We start from the raw sequence: 17319 nt of genomic DNA on the forward strand, positions 1-17319 counted from the left end.
GCATCCGAGTGCGGGGAGTGAAGTTGAGCGCCGTGGCAAAGCCGAAGGTCGTCCTGGGGGTCAGCGGCGGGATCGCCGCGTACAAGGCCTGTGAACTGCTGCGGCGGCTGACCGAGTCCGGTCACGACGTCCGCGTCGTCCCGACCGACTCCGCCCTGAACTTCGTCGGCGCCGCCACCTGGTCCGCCCTGTCCGGCAACCCCGTCTCCAGCGAGGTCTGGGAGTCCGTCCACGAGGTCCCGCACGTGCGGATCGGCCAGGCCGCCGACCTCGTCGTGGTGGCCCCGGCCACCGCCGACATGCTCGCCAAGGCCGCTCACGGCCTCGCCGACGACCTGCTCACGAACACGCTGCTCACCGCCCGCTGTCCGGTCGTCTTCGCACCCGCCATGCACACCGAGATGTGGGAGCACCCGGCCACCCAGGAGAACGTGGCGACCCTGCGCCGCCGCGGCGCCGTCGTCATCGAGCCCGCCGTCGGCCGCCTCACCGGCGTCGACACCGGCAAGGGCCGCCTGCCCGACCCCGCCGAGATCTTCGAGGTCTGCCGACGCGTCCTCACGCGCGGAACGGCCGGGCCCGACCTGGCGGGCCGGCACGTCCTGGTGACCGCCGGCGGTACCCGCGAGCCCCTCGACCCCGTCCGCTACCTCGGCAACCGGTCCTCGGGCAAGCAGGGCTACGCCCTGGCCAGGGCCGCCGCCGCCCGCGGCGCCCGGGTCACGCTCATCGAGGCGAACACCGGCATCCCGGACCCCGCCGGCGTCGACGTGGTCCACGTCGGCACCGCCGTCCAGCTGCGCGAGGCCGTCCTGAAGGCGGCCGGTGACGCCGACGCCGTGGTGATGGCCGCGGCCGTCGCCGACTTCCGCCCCGCGGCCTACGCGGCCGGCAAGATCAAGAAGAAGGACGGCGTCGAGGCGCCCACGGTCGAGCTCGTCCGCAACCCCGACATCCTGGCCGAGATCTCCGCCGAGCGCGCCCTGCCCGGACAGGTCGTCGTCGGTTTCGCCGCCGAGACGGACGACGTGCTGGCCAACGGTCGGGAGAAACTCCGCCGCAAGGGCTGCGACCTGCTCGTCGTCAACGAGGTGGGGGAGCGCAAGACCTTCGGATCCGAGGAGAACGAGGCTGTGGTGCTCGCGTCCGATGGTGCGGAGACCCCCGTGCCCCATGGACCGAAGGAAGCTCTCGCCGAGACGGTCTGGGATCTGGTCGTTCCCCGCCTCCGTCCCGCCGTCGCGTAGGATTCCCGAGACTCTTCTTCCGGAGTTCACCGTCATGGGTGGCTGAGAATCCGGTGGAACCGGCCGCGGCCGGGCGGACGGGGCGGGTGTACGCGAGGAGCGAGGGCCGGAGATCGGCCGTGATCAGGCTCCCATCTTGCGAGACACCTGGCCCAACGCCCGATCGTGACCGATAGACTGGTCTCGGTACGACGCGGGGCGCAGCCCCCTGCCGTCCGACCTTGTTCAGCCAGCAGCCGCTGCAACCATTGGGAGCGTTGTGTCCCGTCGTCTCTTCACCTCGGAGTCCGTGACCGAAGGTCACCCCGACAAGATCGCTGACCAGATCAGCGACACCATCCTCGACGCACTCCTCCGTGAGGACCCCACCTCGCGCGTGGCCGTCGAGACGCTGATCACCACCGGCCTCGTGCACGTCGCCGGTGAGGTCACGACCAAGGCGTGGGCCGACATCCCCACCCTGGTCCGCAACAAGATCCTCGAGATCGGGTACGACTCCTCGAAGAAGGGCTTCGACGGCGCGTCCTGCGGCGTCTCGGTCTCCATCGGGTCGCAGTCCCCGGACATCGCGCAGGGCGTCGACACCGCCTACGAGAAGCGGGTCGAGGGTGACGAGGACGAGCTCGACAAGCAGGGCGCCGGCGACCAGGGCCTGATGTTCGGCTACGCGTCGGACGAGACCCCGGAGCTCATGCCGCTCCCGATCTTCCTCGCGCACCGCCTCTCGCGCCGCCTCACCGAGGTCCGCAAGAACGGGACCATCCCGTACCTGCGCCCCGACGGCAAGACCCAGGTCACCATCGAGTACGACGGCGACAAGGCCGTCCGCCTCGACACGGTCGTCGTCTCCTCGCAGCACGCCTCCGACATCGACCTCGAGTCGCTGCTCGCCCCCGACGTCCGCGAGTACGTCGTCGAGCACGTCCTCAAGGAGCTGCTCGAGGACGGCATCAAGCTGGACACCGACGGCTACCGCCTGCTGGTCAACCCGACCGGCCGCTTCGAGATCGGCGGCCCGATGGGCGACGCCGGCCTCACCGGTCGCAAGATCATCATCGACACCTACGGCGGCATGGCCCGCCACGGTGGCGGCGCCTTCTCCGGCAAGGACCCGTCCAAGGTCGACCGCTCGGCCGCCTACGCCATGCGCTGGGTCGCCAAGAACGTCGTGGCCGCCGGCCTCGCCTCGCGCTGCGAGGTCCAGGTCGCGTACGCGATCGGCAAGGCCGAGCCCGTCGGTCTCTTCGTCGAGACCTTCGGCACCAACACGATCGAGACCGAGAAGATCGAGAACGCCATCGGCGAGGTCTTCGACCTCCGCCCGGCCGCGATCATCCGCGACCTCGACCTGCTGCGCCCGATCTACTCGCAGACCGCGGCGTACGGCCACTTCGGCCGCGAGCTTCCCGACTTCACCTGGGAGCGCACGGACCGCGTGGACGCGCTGAAGAAGGCCGCCGGCGTCTAGTCCTGACCGGACGGACCACGCGACAGACGCACGAACGAGAGCCCGGTACCCCGCAGGGGGTGCCGGGCTCTCGCGTATCCGCCCGCCGGAGCCGCGCCGGCGCCCCGGCCCGGCCGTCGGCGCACACCGGCTTGTCGGAGCGGTCTGGTAGGAATTCAGCTGTGAGCAGCGAGAACGAGAAGTCCGAGGAGCCGGCCGAGGAGCCGCCCGAGCAGCTCGCGCTCATCCGGGAGACCGTGCGCACGGCGAAGGTGCCGCGGGCCAAGCCCCGGACCTGGCGCGGCGCCGCGCTGGCCAAGGAGCTGCCCGTGGCCCGGGTGGTGGTCAACAAGGGCGTGCTCCACCTCGACCAGTTCTTCGACTACGCCGTCCCGGAGGAACTGGACGCCGTCGCGCAGCCCGGCGTCCGGGTGCGGGTGCGCTTCGGGGCCGGCAAGCACCAGGTGCGTGAGGGCCGGCGCGAGGGCGGACGCCTCATCGACGGCTTCCTCGTCGAGCGTCGGGCGGAGTCCGACTACCGGGGCGCCCTCGCCGCCCTCGCCGACGTCGTCTCCCCGGAGCCCGTCCTCAGCCCCGAGCTGCTCGGCCTCGCCCGGGCCGTGGCCGACCGCTACGCCGGCAGCCTGGCCGACGTGCTCCAGCTGGCCGTCCCGCCGCGCAGCGCCCGGGCCGAGGGCAGGCCCTCGCCCGACCCGCTGCCCCCGCCGACGGCTCCCGAACCCGGTACCTGGGCGCGCTACGGACAGGGACCGGCCTTCCTCGACGCCCTCGCCCGGGGCGGCGCGCCCCGGGCCGTGTGGAACGCCCTGCCCGGCCCCCACTGGGCCGAGGAACTGGCCCGCGCGGTCGCGGCCACCCTCGCCTCCGGCCGCGGCGCCCTCGTCGTGGTCCCGGACGGGCGTGCCGTCGGCCGGGTCGACGAGGCGCTCACCCGGGTGCTGGGCGCCGGCCGGCACGCCGTCCTGACGGCGGAGACCGGGCCGGAGAAGCGGTACGCCCAGTGGCTGGCCGTCAGGCGGGGCGCGGTGCGGGCGGTGGTCGGCACCCGGGCCGCGATGTTCGCGCCGGTACGGGACCTCGGCCTCGTCGCCATCTGGGACGACGGCGACGGCAGCCACAGCGAGCCGCACGCCCCGCAGCCGCACGCGCGCGACGTGCTGCTCCTGCGCGCCGCCCACGACGGGTGCGCGTTCCTGCTGGGCGGCACGAGCTGCACCGTCGAGGCCGCCCAGCTGGTCGAGAGCGGCTGGGCCCGGCCGCTGGCCGCGAACCGGGACCAGGTGCGGGCCGCGGCCCCGCTGGTGCGCACGGTGGGGGACACGGACCTGGCCCGCGACGAGGCCGCGCGGGCCGCGCGGCTGCCCACGCTGGCCTGGCAGGCGGTACGGGAGGGGCTGAAGACGGGACCCGTGCTCGTCCAGGTGCCTCGCCGGGGCTACGTACCGCGCCTCGCCTGCGAGCGCTGCCGCACCCCCGCGCGCTGCCGGCACTGCGCGGGACCGCTGGAGGCGCCGGAGCAGCGGGAACTGCGCTGCGGGTGGTGCGGCCGGGGCGCTCCCGACTGGCACTGCGTCGCCTGCGGGTCGACCCGGCTGCGCGCCCAGGTCGTCGGCGCGCGGCGCACGGCGGAGGAGCTCGGCCGGGCGTTCCCGGCGGTGCCCGTCCGCACGTCCGGCCGGGACCACATCCTGGACACCGTGCCGGGACGGCCCGCGCTGGTGGTCTCCACACCGGGCGCGGAACCCGTCGCCGAGGGCGGCTACGCCGCGGCGCTGCTGCTGGACGGCTGGGCCATGCTCGGCCGCCCCGACCTGCGGGCGGGCGAGGAGGCCCTGCGGCGCTGGATCGACGCGGCCTCGCTCGTGCGCGGCCAGGGGGACGAGGGCGCCGGCGGGGTCGTGGTGATCGTCGCGGAGCCGACGCTGCGGCCGGTGCAGGCGCTGGTGCGCTGGGACCCGGTCGGCCACGCCCAGCGGGAACTGGCGGAGCGGGCGGAGCTGGGCTTCCCCCCGGTGTCGCGGATGGCCGCGGTGTCGGGTCCGCCGCAAGCGGTGGAGTCCTTCCTCGCGACGGCCGAACTGCCGCACGACGCCGAGGTGCTGGGCCCGGTGGCACTGCCCGTCGTCCGGCCCGGCGGACCTCGGCGGCCCGGCGACACCCCGCCGGGGGAGCAGTGGGAGCGGGCGCTGGTCCGGGTGCCCCCGGGCAACGGCGCCGCGCTGGCGGCGGCGCTGAAGAAGGCTCAGGCCGGACGCCTGGCCCGTGGCGGAGGCGAACCGGTGAGGGTCCGGGTCGACCCGCCGGACATCGGCTGAGGCGTGCGGGCGGCGGCGCGTCGCCCACCCGGGAACGGGGGACCCTGCCGACCCGACCCGACCCGGAGATGGCTCGGACATGGCCCGGACATGGCTCGGCCGCCCCGCTCCGCTGGAGCGTGGGCGGCCGGAGAGCGCAGGTCAGCCGTTGCGGGGGCCGGGGAAGGCGGGCGGGCGGGGTTCCTCGCGCAACGACTGGGTCGCGGGCGTGGGCTGCGGCGGCATCGCGCGGGCGGACGGGACCACCGGGAGCGTGCGGGTCGTGCCCGGCTCGGACGCGTGGTCCTGCTCGACGGCGCCGCCACCCTGCTGGGGCGCGCGCCGGGCACCGTAACGGCGGTGGACGGCCTGCTTGGTGACCCCGAGAGCCGAGCCCACCGCGTCCCAGGAGAACCCCAGCGAACGGTCGAAGTCCACGGCCGCCGTCACCAGTGTCTCGACGCTGTCCCGCAGTTCCTGCGCCAGCCGCACCGTCGGCGCGGGCGCCCGTCCGTACACGACGAAGCCCGTCGACGGGCCGGAGCGGCGCGGGCGGTAGACATTGCCCAGTTGGGCCGTGAGCGTGCGCAGTGCGTCCACCTGCCGCCGGACCCGCTCGATGTCCCGCACCAGCAGGTGCAGACTTGCCCGGGCCTGGGCGTCGTGGGTTGCGTGGTCGGCCATGTGCAAGCCTCTCGAACCGGCGTGTCAAGGGGAGCGGGCCACGGCGAACAGCGGCCCGTGTCGGTCAATCTCTCTTGACCAACGCGCCACCCGTGGTCAGGTCACGCTGCGGGGGCGTATCCGCATATGCGCGGAGCGCCCACGTGCCCGTACGCCCCCTCGCGCCCCCGCCCGGGCGGGTCCTCGACGACGGCTCCCGGGGGGCGTCCCGGCATCCGCCCGTGCGCCCGCCGGGGTTGACGGGTCAGCACCTAGACTGGTGCGTCGCCGCATTCCGCCCCGAGACAGACAGGCAGTCAGCCACTGATGAAGCTCGTCTTCGCAGGCACCCCCGAGGTCGCCGTACCCGCCCTGGACGCCCTGATCGCCTCCGGACGGCACGAGGTCGCCGCCGTCGTCACCCGACCGGACGCGCCGGCGGGCCGCGGCCGGCACCTCGTGGCCAGCCCGGTCGCCCAGCGCGCGGAGGAGGCCGGCATCGAGGTGCTGAAGCCGGCGAAGCCGCGGGACGAGGACTTCCTGGCCCGGCTGCGCGAGATCGCCCCGGACTGCTGCCCCGTCGTCGCCTACGGCGCGCTGCTGCCCCGCGTCGCCCTCGACGTCCCCGCCCACGGCTGGGTCAACCTGCACTTCTCCCTGCTGCCCGCGTGGCGCGGCGCCGCCCCGGTCCAGCACGCGGTGCTCGCGGGCGACGAGGTGACCGGCGCCACGACCTTCCAGATCGAGGAGGGCCTCGACTCGGGACCGGTGTACGGCGTGATCACCGAGGACGTCCGGCCCACCGACACCAGCGGCGACCTGCTCACCCGGCTCGCCTTCGCGGGCGCCGGGCTGCTCGCCGCGACCATGGACGGCATCGAGGACGGCAGCCTGAAGGCCGTGCCGCAGCCGACCGACGGCATCACCCAGGCGCCCAAGATCCAGGTCGAGGACGCCCACGTGGACTGGAAGGCCCCGGCCCTGCGGGTGGACCGGCTCGTACGGGCCTGCACTCCTGCCCCGGGCGCCTGGACCCTCTTCCGCGGCGAGCGCCTCAAGCTGATCCAGGCCCACCCGGTGCCGGACCGCACCGACCTGGCGGCCGGCGAGCTCGCGGCCGGCAAGAACAACGTGTTCGTCGGCACCGGTTCGTACGCCGTCGAGCTGCTCTGGGTCCAGCCGCAGGGGAAGAAGCCGATGCGCGCCGCGGACTGGGCGCGCGGTGTCCGGATCGCCGCGGGGGAGCGGGTCGGGGCCTGACGCCGGTCCGGAGGTCCCGCCCGGCCCTCCCGGCGGACGGCTCCGGACCGCCTCCGTGCCCTGTCCGGGCCCGGCTCCTGTGCGGAGCCTCCCACCGGCCGCCCGTGGACGGGAGGCGGGTGGGAGGGCCGGTGGCACGGACGTAGGCTGGGAGGGTTCGACCTTCTCACTTCGTCAGCGGAGCACCTTTTGAGCGAGCAGGCCCAGCGCCGTACCCCGCGCACCCCCAAGCCGTACCGGCGCCCCAAGAAGGATCCCGTGCGGATCCTCGCCTTCGAGGCGCTCAGGGCGGTCGACGAGCGGGACGCGTACGCGAACCTGGTGCTCCCGCCGCTGCTCAAGAAGGCGCGCGAGAAGGAAGGGCCCGAGAAGTTCGACGGGCGGGACGCGGCGCTGGCCACCGAGCTGGTCTACGGGACCCTGCGACGTCAGGGCACCTACGACGCGATCGTCGCGGCCTGCATCGACCGGCCGCTGCGCGAGGTCGACCCGCCGGTGCTCGACGTGCTGGCGCTCGGCGCGCACCAGCTGCTCGGGACGCGGATCCCGTCGCACGCCGCCGTGTCGGCCAGCGTCGAGCTGGCCCGGGTGGTGCTCGGCGACGGCCGGGCCAAGTTCGTGAACGCCGTGCTGCGGAAGATCGCGCAGGACGACCTCGACACCTGGGTGCAGCGGGTCGCGCCGCCCTACGACAAGGACGCCGAGGACCACCTCGCGGTCGTCCACTCCCACCCCCGCTGGGTGGTCTCCGCGCTCTGGGACGCCCTCGGCGGCGGCCGGGCCGGCATCGAGGACCTCCTGGAGGCCGACAACGAGCGGCCCGAGGTCACCCTGGTCGCCCGGCCGGGCCGCGCCACCACCGACGAGCTGCTCGGCGAGGACACGCTGCCGGGCCGCTGGTCGCCGTACGCCGTGCGCCTCGCCGAGGGCGGCGAGCCCGGCGCCATCGAGGCCGTCAGGGAGGGCCGCGCCGGCGTCCAGGACGAGGGCAGCCAGCTGGTCGCCCTCGCGCTCGCCGCGGCGCCCCTGGAGGGACGGGACGAGCGCTGGCTGGACGGCTGTGCCGGACCCGGCGGCAAGGCCGCGCTGCTCGGCGCGCTGGCCGCGGAGCGCGGGGCCGTCCTGCTGGCCTCGGAGAAGCAGCCGCACCGCGCCCGGCTGGTCGAGCGGGCGCTCGCCGGCAACCCCGGCCCGTACCAGGTCATCGCCGCGGACGGCACCCGCCCGCCGTGGCGCCCCGGATCCTTCGACCGGGTCCTGATGGACGTCCCCTGCTCCGGCCTCGGCGCGCTGCGCCGCCGGCCGGAGGCCCGCTGGCGCCGCCGTCCGGAGGACCTGGACGGCTTCGCCCCGCTCCAGCGCGGGCTGCTGCGGGAGGCGCTGCAGGCCGTCCGCGTCGGCGGGATCGTCGGCTACGCGACCTGCTCGCCGCACCTCGCCGAGACCCGGGTGGTCGTCGAGGACGTCCTCAAGGGCCGCGGCGGGCCGGCCGTCGAGGCCGAGTGGGTCGACGCCCGGCCGCTGATGCCGGGAGTGCCCGCCCTCGGCGACGGCCCCGACGTCCAGCTGTGGCCGCATCTGCACGGCACGGACGCCATGTATCTGGCCCTCCTGCGCCGCACGGCCTGACGGCGGACGCCCCGCGCGGCGGCGAAAGGCCGGGATTGCCCGGCCTGTCACGCCCGCGGGTCCCGTCGGATCGCACGGAACCGCACACGAAACGCCTCCGCGGCAAAGAAGTGCCCAAGGACATGGCAGGCTTGGCACATGGCGCAGATCAATCCCAGCATCCTGTCCGCGGACTTCGCCCGGCTCGCCGAGGAGGCGAAGGCCGTCGACGGGGCCGACTGGCTGCACGTCGACGTGATGGACAACCACTTCGTGCCCAACCTGACCCTGGGCGTGCCGGTGGTCGAGTCGCTCGCGCGGGCCACGGACACGCCGCTGGACTGTCACCTCATGATCGAGGACCCCGACCGCTGGGCCCCGCAGTACGTGGAGGCCGGGGCCGGGTCGGTCACCTTCCACGTCGAGGCGGCGGCCGCGCCCGTGCGGCTGGCGCGGGAGATCCGGGCCAAGGGCGCGCGCGCCTCGATGGCGCTCAAGCCGGCGACGCCGATCGAGCCCTTCGAGGACCTGCTCCCCGAGCTCGACATGCTGCTGATCATGACGGTCGAGCCCGGCTTCGGGGGCCAGTCCTTCCTCGACATCATGCTTCCGAAGATCCGCCGCACCCGTGAGCTGATCTCCAAGCACGGCCTGGAGCTGTGGCTCCAGGTCGACGGCGGCGTCGCGGAGTCCACCATCGAACGCTGCGCCGAGGCCGGCGCCGACGTCTTCGTGGCCGGGTCGGCCGTCTACGGCGCGGCGGACCCGGCCGAGGCGGTGCGCTCGCTGCGGGCCGCCGCGGAGTCCGCGACCGCGTCCGCGGCGTGGGCGTGTGGCCACTGAGCCGCGGGCAGATGAACGCGGCCCGTCGGAGCGCCGACAGGCCTGATCAAGGACCGCCGTATCTGACAGGATGAACGGTGAGTCCAGAGTGTGAACAGCAGTATGTGAACCACTCGTGCGTGAGCAGTATGTGAGCAGCGGTACGTGAACAGCAGTGAGGAGATCGCGGTGGCGGGTATCTCAGCGGGACGGTCAGCCCTGCGGATGGGACCCGCGGAGCTGGTGCAGGCGGCGGCCATGGCCCGCCGCTTCTACCTCGAGGGCAAGTCCAAGATCCAGATCGCCGAGGAGTTCGGCGTCAGCCGCTTCAAGGTGGCCCGGGTCCTGGAGACCGCCCTCGAACGCGACCTCGTACGCATCGAGATCCGCGTACCCGCGGAGCTGGACGCCGAGCGCTCCGACGCGCTCCGCGCCCGCTTCGGGCTCCGCCACGCCGTGGTCGTCGAGTCCCCGGCGGAGGGCGAGGACGAATCGCCCGACCCGGAGAACCTCGGCGAGGTCGCGGCCGACCTGCTCGGCGAGCTGGTCACCGAGGGCGACGTCCTGGGCCTGGCCTGGGGCCGCTCCACCATCCACATGGCGGCGGCGCTCGACCGGCTGCCGCCCTGCACGGTCGTGCAGCTCACCGGCGTGTACGACGCCGGGACGGCGGAGCGCGGCTCGGTCGAGGCGGTACGGCGCGCCGCCCAGGTCTCGGGCGGCGAGGCGCACCCCATCTACGCGCCCATGCTGCTGCCGGACCCGGCCACCGCCGCCGCGCTGCGCAACCAGACCGGCATCGCCCGGGCCTTCGAGTACTTCGACAAGGTCACCGTCGCCTGCGTCTCCATCGGCTCCTGGGAGCCGGGCATCTCGACCGTGCACGACATGCTCACGGACGAGGAGCGCGCGCACTACGCCTCCCTCGGCGTCGCCGCCGAGATGTCCGCGCACCTCTTCGACGCCGAAGGGCGCCGGGTCGGCCGCGACCTGGGCGAGCGCTGCATCACGGTCGAGGCGGACCGGCTGCGCCGGATCCCCGAGGTCGTGGCCATCGCCGGCGGCCAGCGCAAGGCGGCGGCGATCGGGGCGGTGCTCCGCTCGGGCCTCGTCACCAGCCTGGTGACCGACCGCGCCGCGGCGGACCACCTCCTGACGGAGGCCCCGGGGCCCCGTCCCGCCCTGGACCGCAAGGACCCGGACGGCGTCTGACCCCCCCCGAGGGGGCGGGTGGCCGGCAGCCGCCCACCCCCTCTTCTTCACCGTGGTGCGCGAGCCGACCGGCGCCTCCGCTCCCCGCGCCCGCGCCGGACGGCCCCTCCGGCCTGCGGGACCGAAGGGGCGGCCGTAGATTCGGGGCATGCTGCTCCGGCCCGCGCGCGGGCTCCTCGCGCTCCTCCTCTGCCTCGGGGTTCTGGGCGGCTGTTCCTCCGCCGGGGACGGCGGCGTCTCGCGGAGCAGTGCCACCGCGGAGCGCACCCCCACGCTCCGGGCCACGCCCCAACCGCAAGCCACCCCCACCACCACCCGGCCGCCGGCCCCGGCGCGGTCCGCGACCGTGCCCGGACGCGTCTCAGGGCTCCCCGCCGTCCCGGTCGCCGAGCTGCCCGCCGAAGCCCGGGCGACCCTGCGCCTGATCGAGCGGGGCGGGCCCTTCCCGTACGGCGGGGACGGCGCGACGTTCTCCGACTTCGAGCGGATCCTGCCGCGCCGCGAGCGCGGCTACTACCGCGAGTACACCGTCCGCACCCCCGGCGAACGCGACCGCGGCGCCCGCCGCCTGGTCACCGGCCGGGGCGGCGAGATCTATTACACGGACGACCACTACGAGACCTTCCGGGAGGTCGTGCCCGATGACACCCGATGACGTGCTGCGCGACGCCGTCGTCCTCGACCTCCACGGGGTCCTGGACAAGGGCGCCTTCATGGACCGCTGCGCCGCCGCACTCGGCCTGCCCGCCTGGTTCGGGCGGAACTGGGACGCCCTGGCCGACTGCCTGGGCGACCTCCCCGGCCCGGTCTCCGTCGTCGTCACCCGGTGGCAGGAGTACGCCGACACCCGCCCGCGCGACTGGTCGATCGCCGAGGAGGTCTTCGCGGCGGCGGTCGACGCGAGCCCCTCCGGCCTCATGGTCCTGCTCGCTCTTGGAGGATCCTCCAAGAGTGATGCCGGAAGCCTCGGATGAATCGCTCTGGACTGGTATGCCTACCACCGTGGGACAATGAACTACGTGCTTTTTCCCCTGGCTGAAATGCCTAGGGGCCACTCCGAACGACTGGATGTTCAGCACGTGCGTTTCCTCAATGACGTCAAGCCGCCGTACGACCTGACGTACGACGATGTGTTCATGGTGCCGAGCCGCTCGGCCGTGGGTTCCCGCCAGGCCGTGGACCTCGCCTCGCCCGACGGAACGGGCACGACGATCCCGCTGGTCGTGGCCAACATGACCGCGATCGCCGGCCGCCGGATGGCCGAGACCGTCGCCCGCCGCGGCGGCATCGTGGTCATTCCCCAGGACATCCCGATCGAGGTCGTCACCGACGTCGTGTCGTGGGTGAAGAGCCGCCACCACGTCCTGGACACCGCCATCGAGCTCGCCGAGCACCAGACCGTGGCCGACGCGCTCTCGCTGCTGCCCAAGCGCGCCCACGACGCCGGTGTCGTCGTCGACGAGGACCGCCGCCCGATCGGGGTCGTCACCGACGCCGACCTGTCCGGAGTGGACCGCTTCACCCAGCTGTCCGAGGTCATGTCCAAGGACCTGCTGCTCCTCGACGCGGACATCGACCCGCGCGAGGCCTTCAACATCCTGGACCAGGCCAACCGCCGCTACGCGCCGGCCGTGGACGGGGACGGGCGCCTGGTCGGCATCCTCACCCGCAAGGGCGCGCTCCGCGCGACCCTCTACACCCCGGCCACCGACGCCAAGGGACAGCTGCGCATCGCCGCCGCCGTCGGCATCAACGGCGACGTGGCGGGCAAGGCCAAGCAGCTCCTCGACGCCGGTGTGGACACCCTCGTCGTCGACACCGCGCACGGCCACCAGGAGTCGATGATCGCCGCGATCAAGGCCGTGCGGGGGCTCGACCCGCACGTGCCGATCGTCGCGGGCAACATCGTCGCCGCCGAGGGCGTGCGCGACCTCATCGAGGCCGGCGCGGACATCATCAAGGTCGGTGTGGGCCCCGGCGCCATGTGCACCACCCGCATGATGACCGGTGTCGGCCGCCCGCAGTTCTCGGCCGTCCTCGAATGCGCCGCCGAGGCGAAGAAGTTCGGCAAGCACGTCTGGGCCGACGGCGGCGTCCGGCACCCGCGCGACGTGGCCATGGCGCTCGCCGCCGGCGCGTCCAACGTGATGATCGGCTCCTGGTTCGCCGGCACGTACGAGTCCCCGGGAGACCTCCAGCAGGACGCCCACGGCCGGCTGTACAAGGAGTCCTTCGGCATGGCCTCGGCCCGCGCCGTGCGCAACCGCACGAGCGAGGAGTCGGCGTACGACCGGGCGCGCAAGGGCCTCTTCGAGGAGGGCATCTCGACCTCCCGGATGTTCCTCGACCCGGCCCGTCCGGGCGTCGAGGACCTGATCGACTCGATCATCGCGGGCGTCCGCTCCTCCTGCACCTACGCCGGTGCGGCCTCTCTGGCCGAGTTCGAGGAGAAGGCCGTGGTCGGCATCCAGAGCGCCGCCGGCTACGCCGAGGGCAAGCCGCTCCACGCGAGCTGGAGCTGAGCCGCTGAACCCGCCGGCGGGGCGGACGGGCCCGGTGGCCCGTACGCGCCGCTCGTGACCGTACGCGGCCCCGGCCACGCCGCCGGCCGCGCGGGAGCGCACAGGGCCCCTGGGAACCTCTCCCGGGGGCCTTCGCCGTTCCCGCGGGGCCCGGCACCCGGTACCGGCGCCGCGGGCTCCCGCCGACGGCGCCGTGAGGGTCGCCGGGAGGGTCGCCCGGGCAGATCCCCGCGCCGTCCCCGTTCAGGCGCCTTCGCGTCGTGCCCGGGGCGGGCCGGACGCCTCGACGTAGCCCGCCCGCCGCAGCGCCCCGGCCACGGCCGACGCCAGGCGGGCGTGGCCGCGGTCGTTGGGGTGCAGGCCGTCGGCGAGGTCGTCCGGGGTGAGCAGCGGAAGGCCCGGCAGCAGCGTGAGCCGCTCGTCGCCGTCCGCGACCAGGTCCCGGGCCGCGTCCTCCATCGCGGCCCGGAGCTCGCCGAGGGTGGCCCCGAGGGCGTTCCCGGTGGTCTCGGCAGCCGGGCGCAGGACGGGGGAGAGGAGGAGCATCGGGGTGTCCGGATGTCCCTGGCGCACCAGCGTGACGAACGCCCGCGTCGTCTCGTAGAGCAGCGACGCCGAACACGGCACCGCTGCCCAGCAGTTGGTCCCGAAGGCCAGGGTCAGCAGGTCGCCGGGCAGGCTCGCGAGCTGCTCGGCGAGCGGCAGTTCGCCGCGCGCGCCGCCCGCGAACCCGAGGTTGACCGTGTCCAGCCCCAGTTCCCGGCCCGCCGTGGCCGGCCAGGAGTACGCCGGCCGTGTCGACCACCAGCCCTCGGTGATCGAATCGCCGTGCACCAGCCAGCGCGGTCGGCGGGGCGCGGGGGTGATAGATCCGCCGTCCGCCCGCAGGCCCAGGACCACGGGGCCCTGGCTCTCCGGCAGGTGGACGGTGAACGAGCCGCCGCCGGGGGGCAGTCGGAGGGTGACGGTCGACTCCTCCGCCGGATCGGTGAAGACCTCGGCGACGCACTCGCCGCCCCGCCACAGGGCGAAGCAGTGGCGCAGCTCGCGCAGCGCGTCCCCGCGGCCGGGGACGGCCGCGCGGTAGCGCAGCTCGATCGCCCGGGTGCCGGGCGCCGCCTCGAACTCGACGCGTACGCCGATGGGCAGCGCGGCGCGCTCCGCGGTGTCCCACGGCAGCCGCGCGAGGTCCGCGGGATCGGCGCGTACGGGGCGTCCATGGTCGAGCCAGGCGGTGCCGCGCAGGAAGGGTTCCGGGTCGAGCCAGCCCACCGAGGCCTCCGTTCGGGAAGACGCCGAGGGGTCGCACAGTGCGTGATGGGGCATGAGGAGTCAATGCACAGGGACCGGGGGGTTCACACCCCCAATGTGTCGATTCATGCGGTGGGGCGCAATGTTTCCCCGTCTGTTCCCCCAGCGCGCAATGATCATCTGCTCATGCGCAACAACCCTGCATTACGGATGCGAAGCGCTGGGCTCTAGCATCGTGCTTCGTACCAGGAGTGGCGGCGACCGCCTGCTCGGCGGTCCTCACCCCTCGCGGGCTGCTCCGGCATGCCCGCGCTCCGCCGCGGTCGTCGCGCCCCCGACAGGCAGCGATCAAGGAGCCCCCGCAGTGCTGGATCAAGGCGCAGCCCCGCCGGCCACCGAGCCGACCGTCCCCAGGGCGACCGTGCTCTCCGCCCTAACTCGGCGCAAGCCGGTGGAAGCCCTGGTCGAAGAGGGTGGTCAGGGTGAGGGCGGCAGTCTTCGCCGGTCCCTCTCGATGTGGCAGCTGACCATGATCAGCATCGGTGCGACCCTGGGCACCGGCATCTTCGTGGTGCTCGGCGAGGCCGTGCCGGAGGCCGGCCCGGCCGTCACCCTGGCCTTCGTCTTCGCCGGACTCACGGCGCTCTTCTCGGCGCTGTCGTACGCGGAGCTGGCCGGCACCATCCCGGTCGCGGGCTCGTCGTACTCGTATGCGTACGCAACGATGGGCGAACTCGTCGCCTGGGTCTGCGGCTGGTGCCTGCTCCTGGAGTACGGCGTCTCCATCGCCGCCGTGGCCGTCGGCTGGGGCGACTACCTCAACGAGCTCCTCGACGGCACCCTCGGCGTCACGCTGCCCACCGCGCTCAGCGCGCCTCCCGGCGACGGCGGGATATTCAACCTCCCGGCGCTGATCGTCGTCCTGCTGGCCATGGTGTTCCTGCTCGGTGGCGCCAAGGAGTCGGCCCGCGCCAACACGATCATGGTCGCGGTGAAGATCGGGGCCCTGGTCCTCTTCTGCGCCATCGGCTTCATGGGCTTCAAGTCCGGCAACTACAGCGACTTCATGCCGCTCGGCCCCGGCAGCGTGGGCGCCGCCGGCGCGATCCTCTTCTTCTCCTACATCGGCTTCGACGCCGCCTCCACGGCCGGCGAGGAGGCCAAGAACCCCAAGCGCGACCTGCCCCGGGCGATCATGCTCTCGCTGGTCATCGTGACGGCGCTGTACGTCCTCGTCTCCGCCGTCGCGGTGGGTGCCTGGGACTGGAAGAAGTTCGCGGGCTCCGAGGCCACCCTCGCCGCGATCATGAACGACGTGACCGGCCAGAGCTTCTGGGGCACGCTCCTCGCCGCCGGCGCCGTCATCTCCATCGCGAGCGTCGTGCTCACCGTGCTCTACGGCCAGACCCGCATCCTCTTCGCGATGTCCCGCGACGGTCTCGTCCCGAAGGTTTTCGGCAAGGTCCACGTCAAGACCGGTACGCCCCGCGTCAACACCGTGATCGTCTCGGTCTTCTGCGGCCTGCTCGCCGCGGTCGTCCCGCTGGGCGAGCTGGTCAACGCGACCAGCATCGGCACGCTCTTCGCCTTCGCCCTGGTCAACGTCGCCGTGGTGGTGCTCCGCTACACCCGCCGTGACATGGAGCGTTCCTTCAGGGTCCCGTTCGGGCCGCTCTTCCCGGCGCTGGGCTTCCTCTTCTGCGGCTACAGCATGTACACCCTCGACCTGGTCACCTGGAAGGTCTTCGGTGGCTGGATGGCCGTGGGCCTCGTGTTCTACTTCCTGTACGGCATGCGCCGCTCCCGACTGGCCTCCGCAGAGAAGTGATCCACCCGTAGTGCGACTCAACGACCTCGACGAACGCATCGTCCACGCCCTGGCGGAGGACGCCCGTCGCTCGTACGCCGACATCGGCTCGCTCGTCGGGCTCTCCGCGCCCGCCGTGAAGCGGCGCGTGGACCGGCTCCGGGCCGAGGGCGCGATCACCGGCTTCACCGTACGGGTGGACCCGGCGGCGCTCGGCTGGGAGACCGAGGGGTTCGTCGAGATCTACTGCCGCCACAACACCTCGCCGGACGACATCCGGCGAGGTCTGGAGCGGTATCCCGAGGTGGTGTCCGCGTCGACCGTCACCGGTGACGCGGACGCCGTCGTCCAGGTCTTCGCCTCGGACATGCGCCACTTCGAGCGGGTCCTCGAGCGCATCGCGGGCGAGCCGTTCGTGGAGCGCACCAAGTCGGTGCTGGTGCTCTCGCCGCTCCTGCGGCGTTTCTCCTCGGGCTCGCCCGCGTAGGCAGGTTCGGGCCTCCGGGCGGCGAAGGGCGGTGCGGGCCGTGGTTCCCGCACCGCCCTTCGCCCACCCCGAGGTCACTCCGTCGGGTACTCGAGCCGCCAGGGCAGTACGTGGAAGTCGCCCGTCCCCGCCCGGACCTTCTCGAACGGGGCCGTGCTCATGCAGGGGGGCAGTTCCTTGTACTCCTCCTTGGTGATCCAGTTGTAGCCGAGCCGGTCGTGCCTGCCGTCGTCGTGGACGGAGATGCCGACCCGCTTGTTCCGGAAGCCGTCCACGTCCGTCTCGGTGACGACGCCCGTGACGACCGCCACCTTGCCGCCCGTGACCAGGCAGTCCACCGCGGCCACCGCGTAGCCGCCCTTGCCGCCCTTGTAGTGGCTGAACCGGATCGTCCCGGTGGCGGCCTCCGGATCCTTGTTGTCCTTCGCCGCCAGGTGCGCGTCGAACGAGAAGGTGATGTCGTCGCCGGCCGGGCGGTAGAGCTTCGCGGTCCCGGTCAGCGCGGACGCCTCCCGGCTGCCGCCCCGCCCGTCGCCCGAGGCGACGGCGGAGCCCGCGGCCCCGGCGGTGATCAGCAGTGCGGCGGCGACGGCGGCGATCTTCGTACGGCGGTTCATGTCGGTCCTCTCGGCAGGTCAACCGGACAGCCACCACTCTTCCGCCCGGCCCGTCCCGGGG

Annotated in this window: 15 protein-coding genes; 12 read left to right on the forward strand and 3 right to left on the reverse strand. The window is 73.7% G+C overall.

The window, feature by feature from the left end:
- Window positions 1-32: 32 nt before the first annotated feature.
- The 3 genes from coaBC to ACE1OA_RS29005 all read left to right on the forward strand — a co-directional run bounded on the left by coaBC (window position 33) and on the right by ACE1OA_RS29005 (window position 5030).
- Window positions 33-1247, forward strand: a complete 1215-nt coding sequence (coaBC, locus tag ACE1OA_RS28995) for a bifunctional phosphopantothenoylcysteine decarboxylase/phosphopantothenate--cysteine ligase CoaBC (RefSeq protein ID WP_384870829.1) — start codon at window positions 33-35, stop codon at window positions 1245-1247.
- A 259-nt stretch (window positions 1248-1506) separates the two neighbouring features.
- Window positions 1507-2715 (forward strand): methionine adenosyltransferase, encoded by a 1209-nt coding sequence (gene metK, locus ACE1OA_RS29000; protein WP_147977085.1) that lies wholly within the window; start codon window positions 1507-1509, stop codon window positions 2713-2715.
- Between the two features lie 161 nt (window positions 2716-2876).
- A complete protein-coding gene (locus ACE1OA_RS29005) occupies window positions 2877-5030 on the forward strand; it encodes a primosomal protein N' (RefSeq protein WP_386544068.1) in 2154 nt (717 codons plus the stop codon).
- A 141-nt stretch (window positions 5031-5171) separates the two neighbouring features.
- On the opposite strand, the gene ACE1OA_RS29010 is transcribed toward ACE1OA_RS29005, so the two are convergent.
- Window positions 5172-5693 carry a hypothetical protein gene (locus ACE1OA_RS29010; RefSeq protein ID WP_356600849.1) on the reverse strand — a complete coding sequence of 174 codons (522 nt, stop codon included), beginning with the start codon at window positions 5691-5693 and terminating at the stop codon, window positions 5172-5174.
- A 306-nt stretch (window positions 5694-5999) separates the two neighbouring features.
- Between ACE1OA_RS29010 and fmt the strand changes: the two genes are divergently transcribed.
- From fmt to ACE1OA_RS29045, 7 genes are all read left to right on the forward strand, one after another.
- Window positions 6000-6932, forward strand: coding sequence for a methionyl-tRNA formyltransferase (gene fmt / locus ACE1OA_RS29015; RefSeq protein WP_356600847.1), 933 nt, complete (start codon window positions 6000-6002; stop codon window positions 6930-6932).
- 189 nt (window positions 6933-7121) lie between these two features.
- Window positions 7122-8561, forward strand: a complete 1440-nt coding sequence (locus ACE1OA_RS29020; protein ID WP_356600845.1) for an RsmB/NOP family class I SAM-dependent RNA methyltransferase — start codon at window positions 7122-7124, stop codon at window positions 8559-8561.
- A 138-nt stretch (window positions 8562-8699) separates the two neighbouring features.
- Complete coding sequence (gene rpe / locus ACE1OA_RS29025) at window positions 8700-9383, forward strand: ribulose-phosphate 3-epimerase (RefSeq protein ID WP_356600843.1); 684 nt, start codon at window positions 8700-8702, stop codon at window positions 9381-9383.
- 144 nt (window positions 9384-9527) lie between these two features.
- Entirely contained in the window at window positions 9528-10574 is a 1047-nt protein-coding gene (locus ACE1OA_RS29030; protein ID WP_356600841.1) for a sugar-binding transcriptional regulator, read from the forward strand.
- Between the two features lie 148 nt (window positions 10575-10722).
- Window positions 10723-11229: a ribonuclease domain-containing protein gene (locus ACE1OA_RS29035; RefSeq protein ID WP_432753599.1), complete on the forward strand. Its 507-nt coding sequence runs from the start codon at window positions 10723-10725 to the stop codon at window positions 11227-11229.
- Entirely contained in the window at window positions 11216-11548 is a 333-nt protein-coding gene (locus ACE1OA_RS29040; RefSeq protein WP_356778131.1) for a barstar family protein, read from the forward strand. The genes ACE1OA_RS29035 and ACE1OA_RS29040 overlap by 14 nt, the downstream gene beginning before the upstream one ends.
- Window positions 11549-11653: 105 nt before the next feature.
- Entirely contained in the window at window positions 11654-13096 is a 1443-nt protein-coding gene (locus ACE1OA_RS29045; RefSeq protein ID WP_356600835.1) for a GuaB1 family IMP dehydrogenase-related protein, read from the forward strand.
- Between the two features lie 243 nt (window positions 13097-13339).
- Here the strand turns inward: ACE1OA_RS29045 and ACE1OA_RS29050 are convergent, their stop codons facing one another.
- On the reverse strand, window positions 13340-14368 hold the full coding sequence (locus ACE1OA_RS29050; protein WP_432753600.1) for a GDSL-type esterase/lipase family protein: 1029 nt from the start codon (window positions 14366-14368) through the stop codon (window positions 13340-13342).
- A gap of 343 nt (window positions 14369-14711) precedes the next feature.
- On the opposite strand from ACE1OA_RS29050, the gene ACE1OA_RS29055 reads away from it, so the two are divergent.
- Both ACE1OA_RS29055 and ACE1OA_RS29060 read left to right on the forward strand, forming a co-directional pair.
- Window positions 14712-16175 carry an amino acid permease gene (locus ACE1OA_RS29055; RefSeq protein ID WP_432753601.1) on the forward strand — a complete coding sequence of 488 codons (1464 nt, stop codon included), beginning with the start codon at window positions 14712-14714 and terminating at the stop codon, window positions 16173-16175.
- Window positions 16176-16185: 10 nt separating this feature from the next.
- Window positions 16186-16641, forward strand: coding sequence for an Lrp/AsnC family transcriptional regulator (locus ACE1OA_RS29060; RefSeq protein ID WP_015032260.1), 456 nt, complete (start codon window positions 16186-16188; stop codon window positions 16639-16641).
- Between the two features lie 74 nt (window positions 16642-16715).
- Here ACE1OA_RS29060 and ACE1OA_RS29065 read toward each other — a convergent pair whose 3' ends face one another.
- Entirely contained in the window at window positions 16716-17258 is a 543-nt protein-coding gene (locus ACE1OA_RS29065) for a Repetin (protein WP_356778125.1), read from the reverse strand.
- Window positions 17259-17319: the final 61 nt, after the last annotated feature.

The organism is Streptomyces sp. JL2001, assembly GCF_050917515.1.
Classification (GTDB): Bacteria; Actinomycetota; Actinomycetes; order Streptomycetales; family Streptomycetaceae; genus Streptomyces.

Bases quoted from the DNA above. Each gene is read 5' to 3' on its own strand.
- ACE1OA_RS29010 (WP_356600849.1), bottom strand. From the start codon at position 5,693: ATGGCCGACCACGCAACCCACGACGCCCAGGCCCGGGCAAGTCTGCAC.
- fmt (WP_356600847.1), top strand. From the start codon at position 6,000: ATGAAGCTCGTCTTCGCAGGCACCCCCGAGGTCGCCGTACCCGCCCTG.
- rpe (WP_356600843.1), top strand. From the start codon at position 8,700: ATGGCGCAGATCAATCCCAGCATCCTGTCCGCGGACTTCGCCCGGCTC.
- ACE1OA_RS29035 (WP_432753599.1), top strand. From the start codon at position 10,723: ATGCTGCTCCGGCCCGCGCGCGGGCTCCTCGCGCTCCTCCTCTGCCTC.
- ACE1OA_RS29040 (WP_356778131.1), top strand. From the start codon at position 11,216: ATGACACCCGATGACGTGCTGCGCGACGCCGTCGTCCTCGACCTCCAC.
- ACE1OA_RS29065 (WP_356778125.1), bottom strand. From the start codon at position 17,258: ATGAACCGCCGTACGAAGATCGCCGCCGTCGCCGCCGCACTGCTGATC.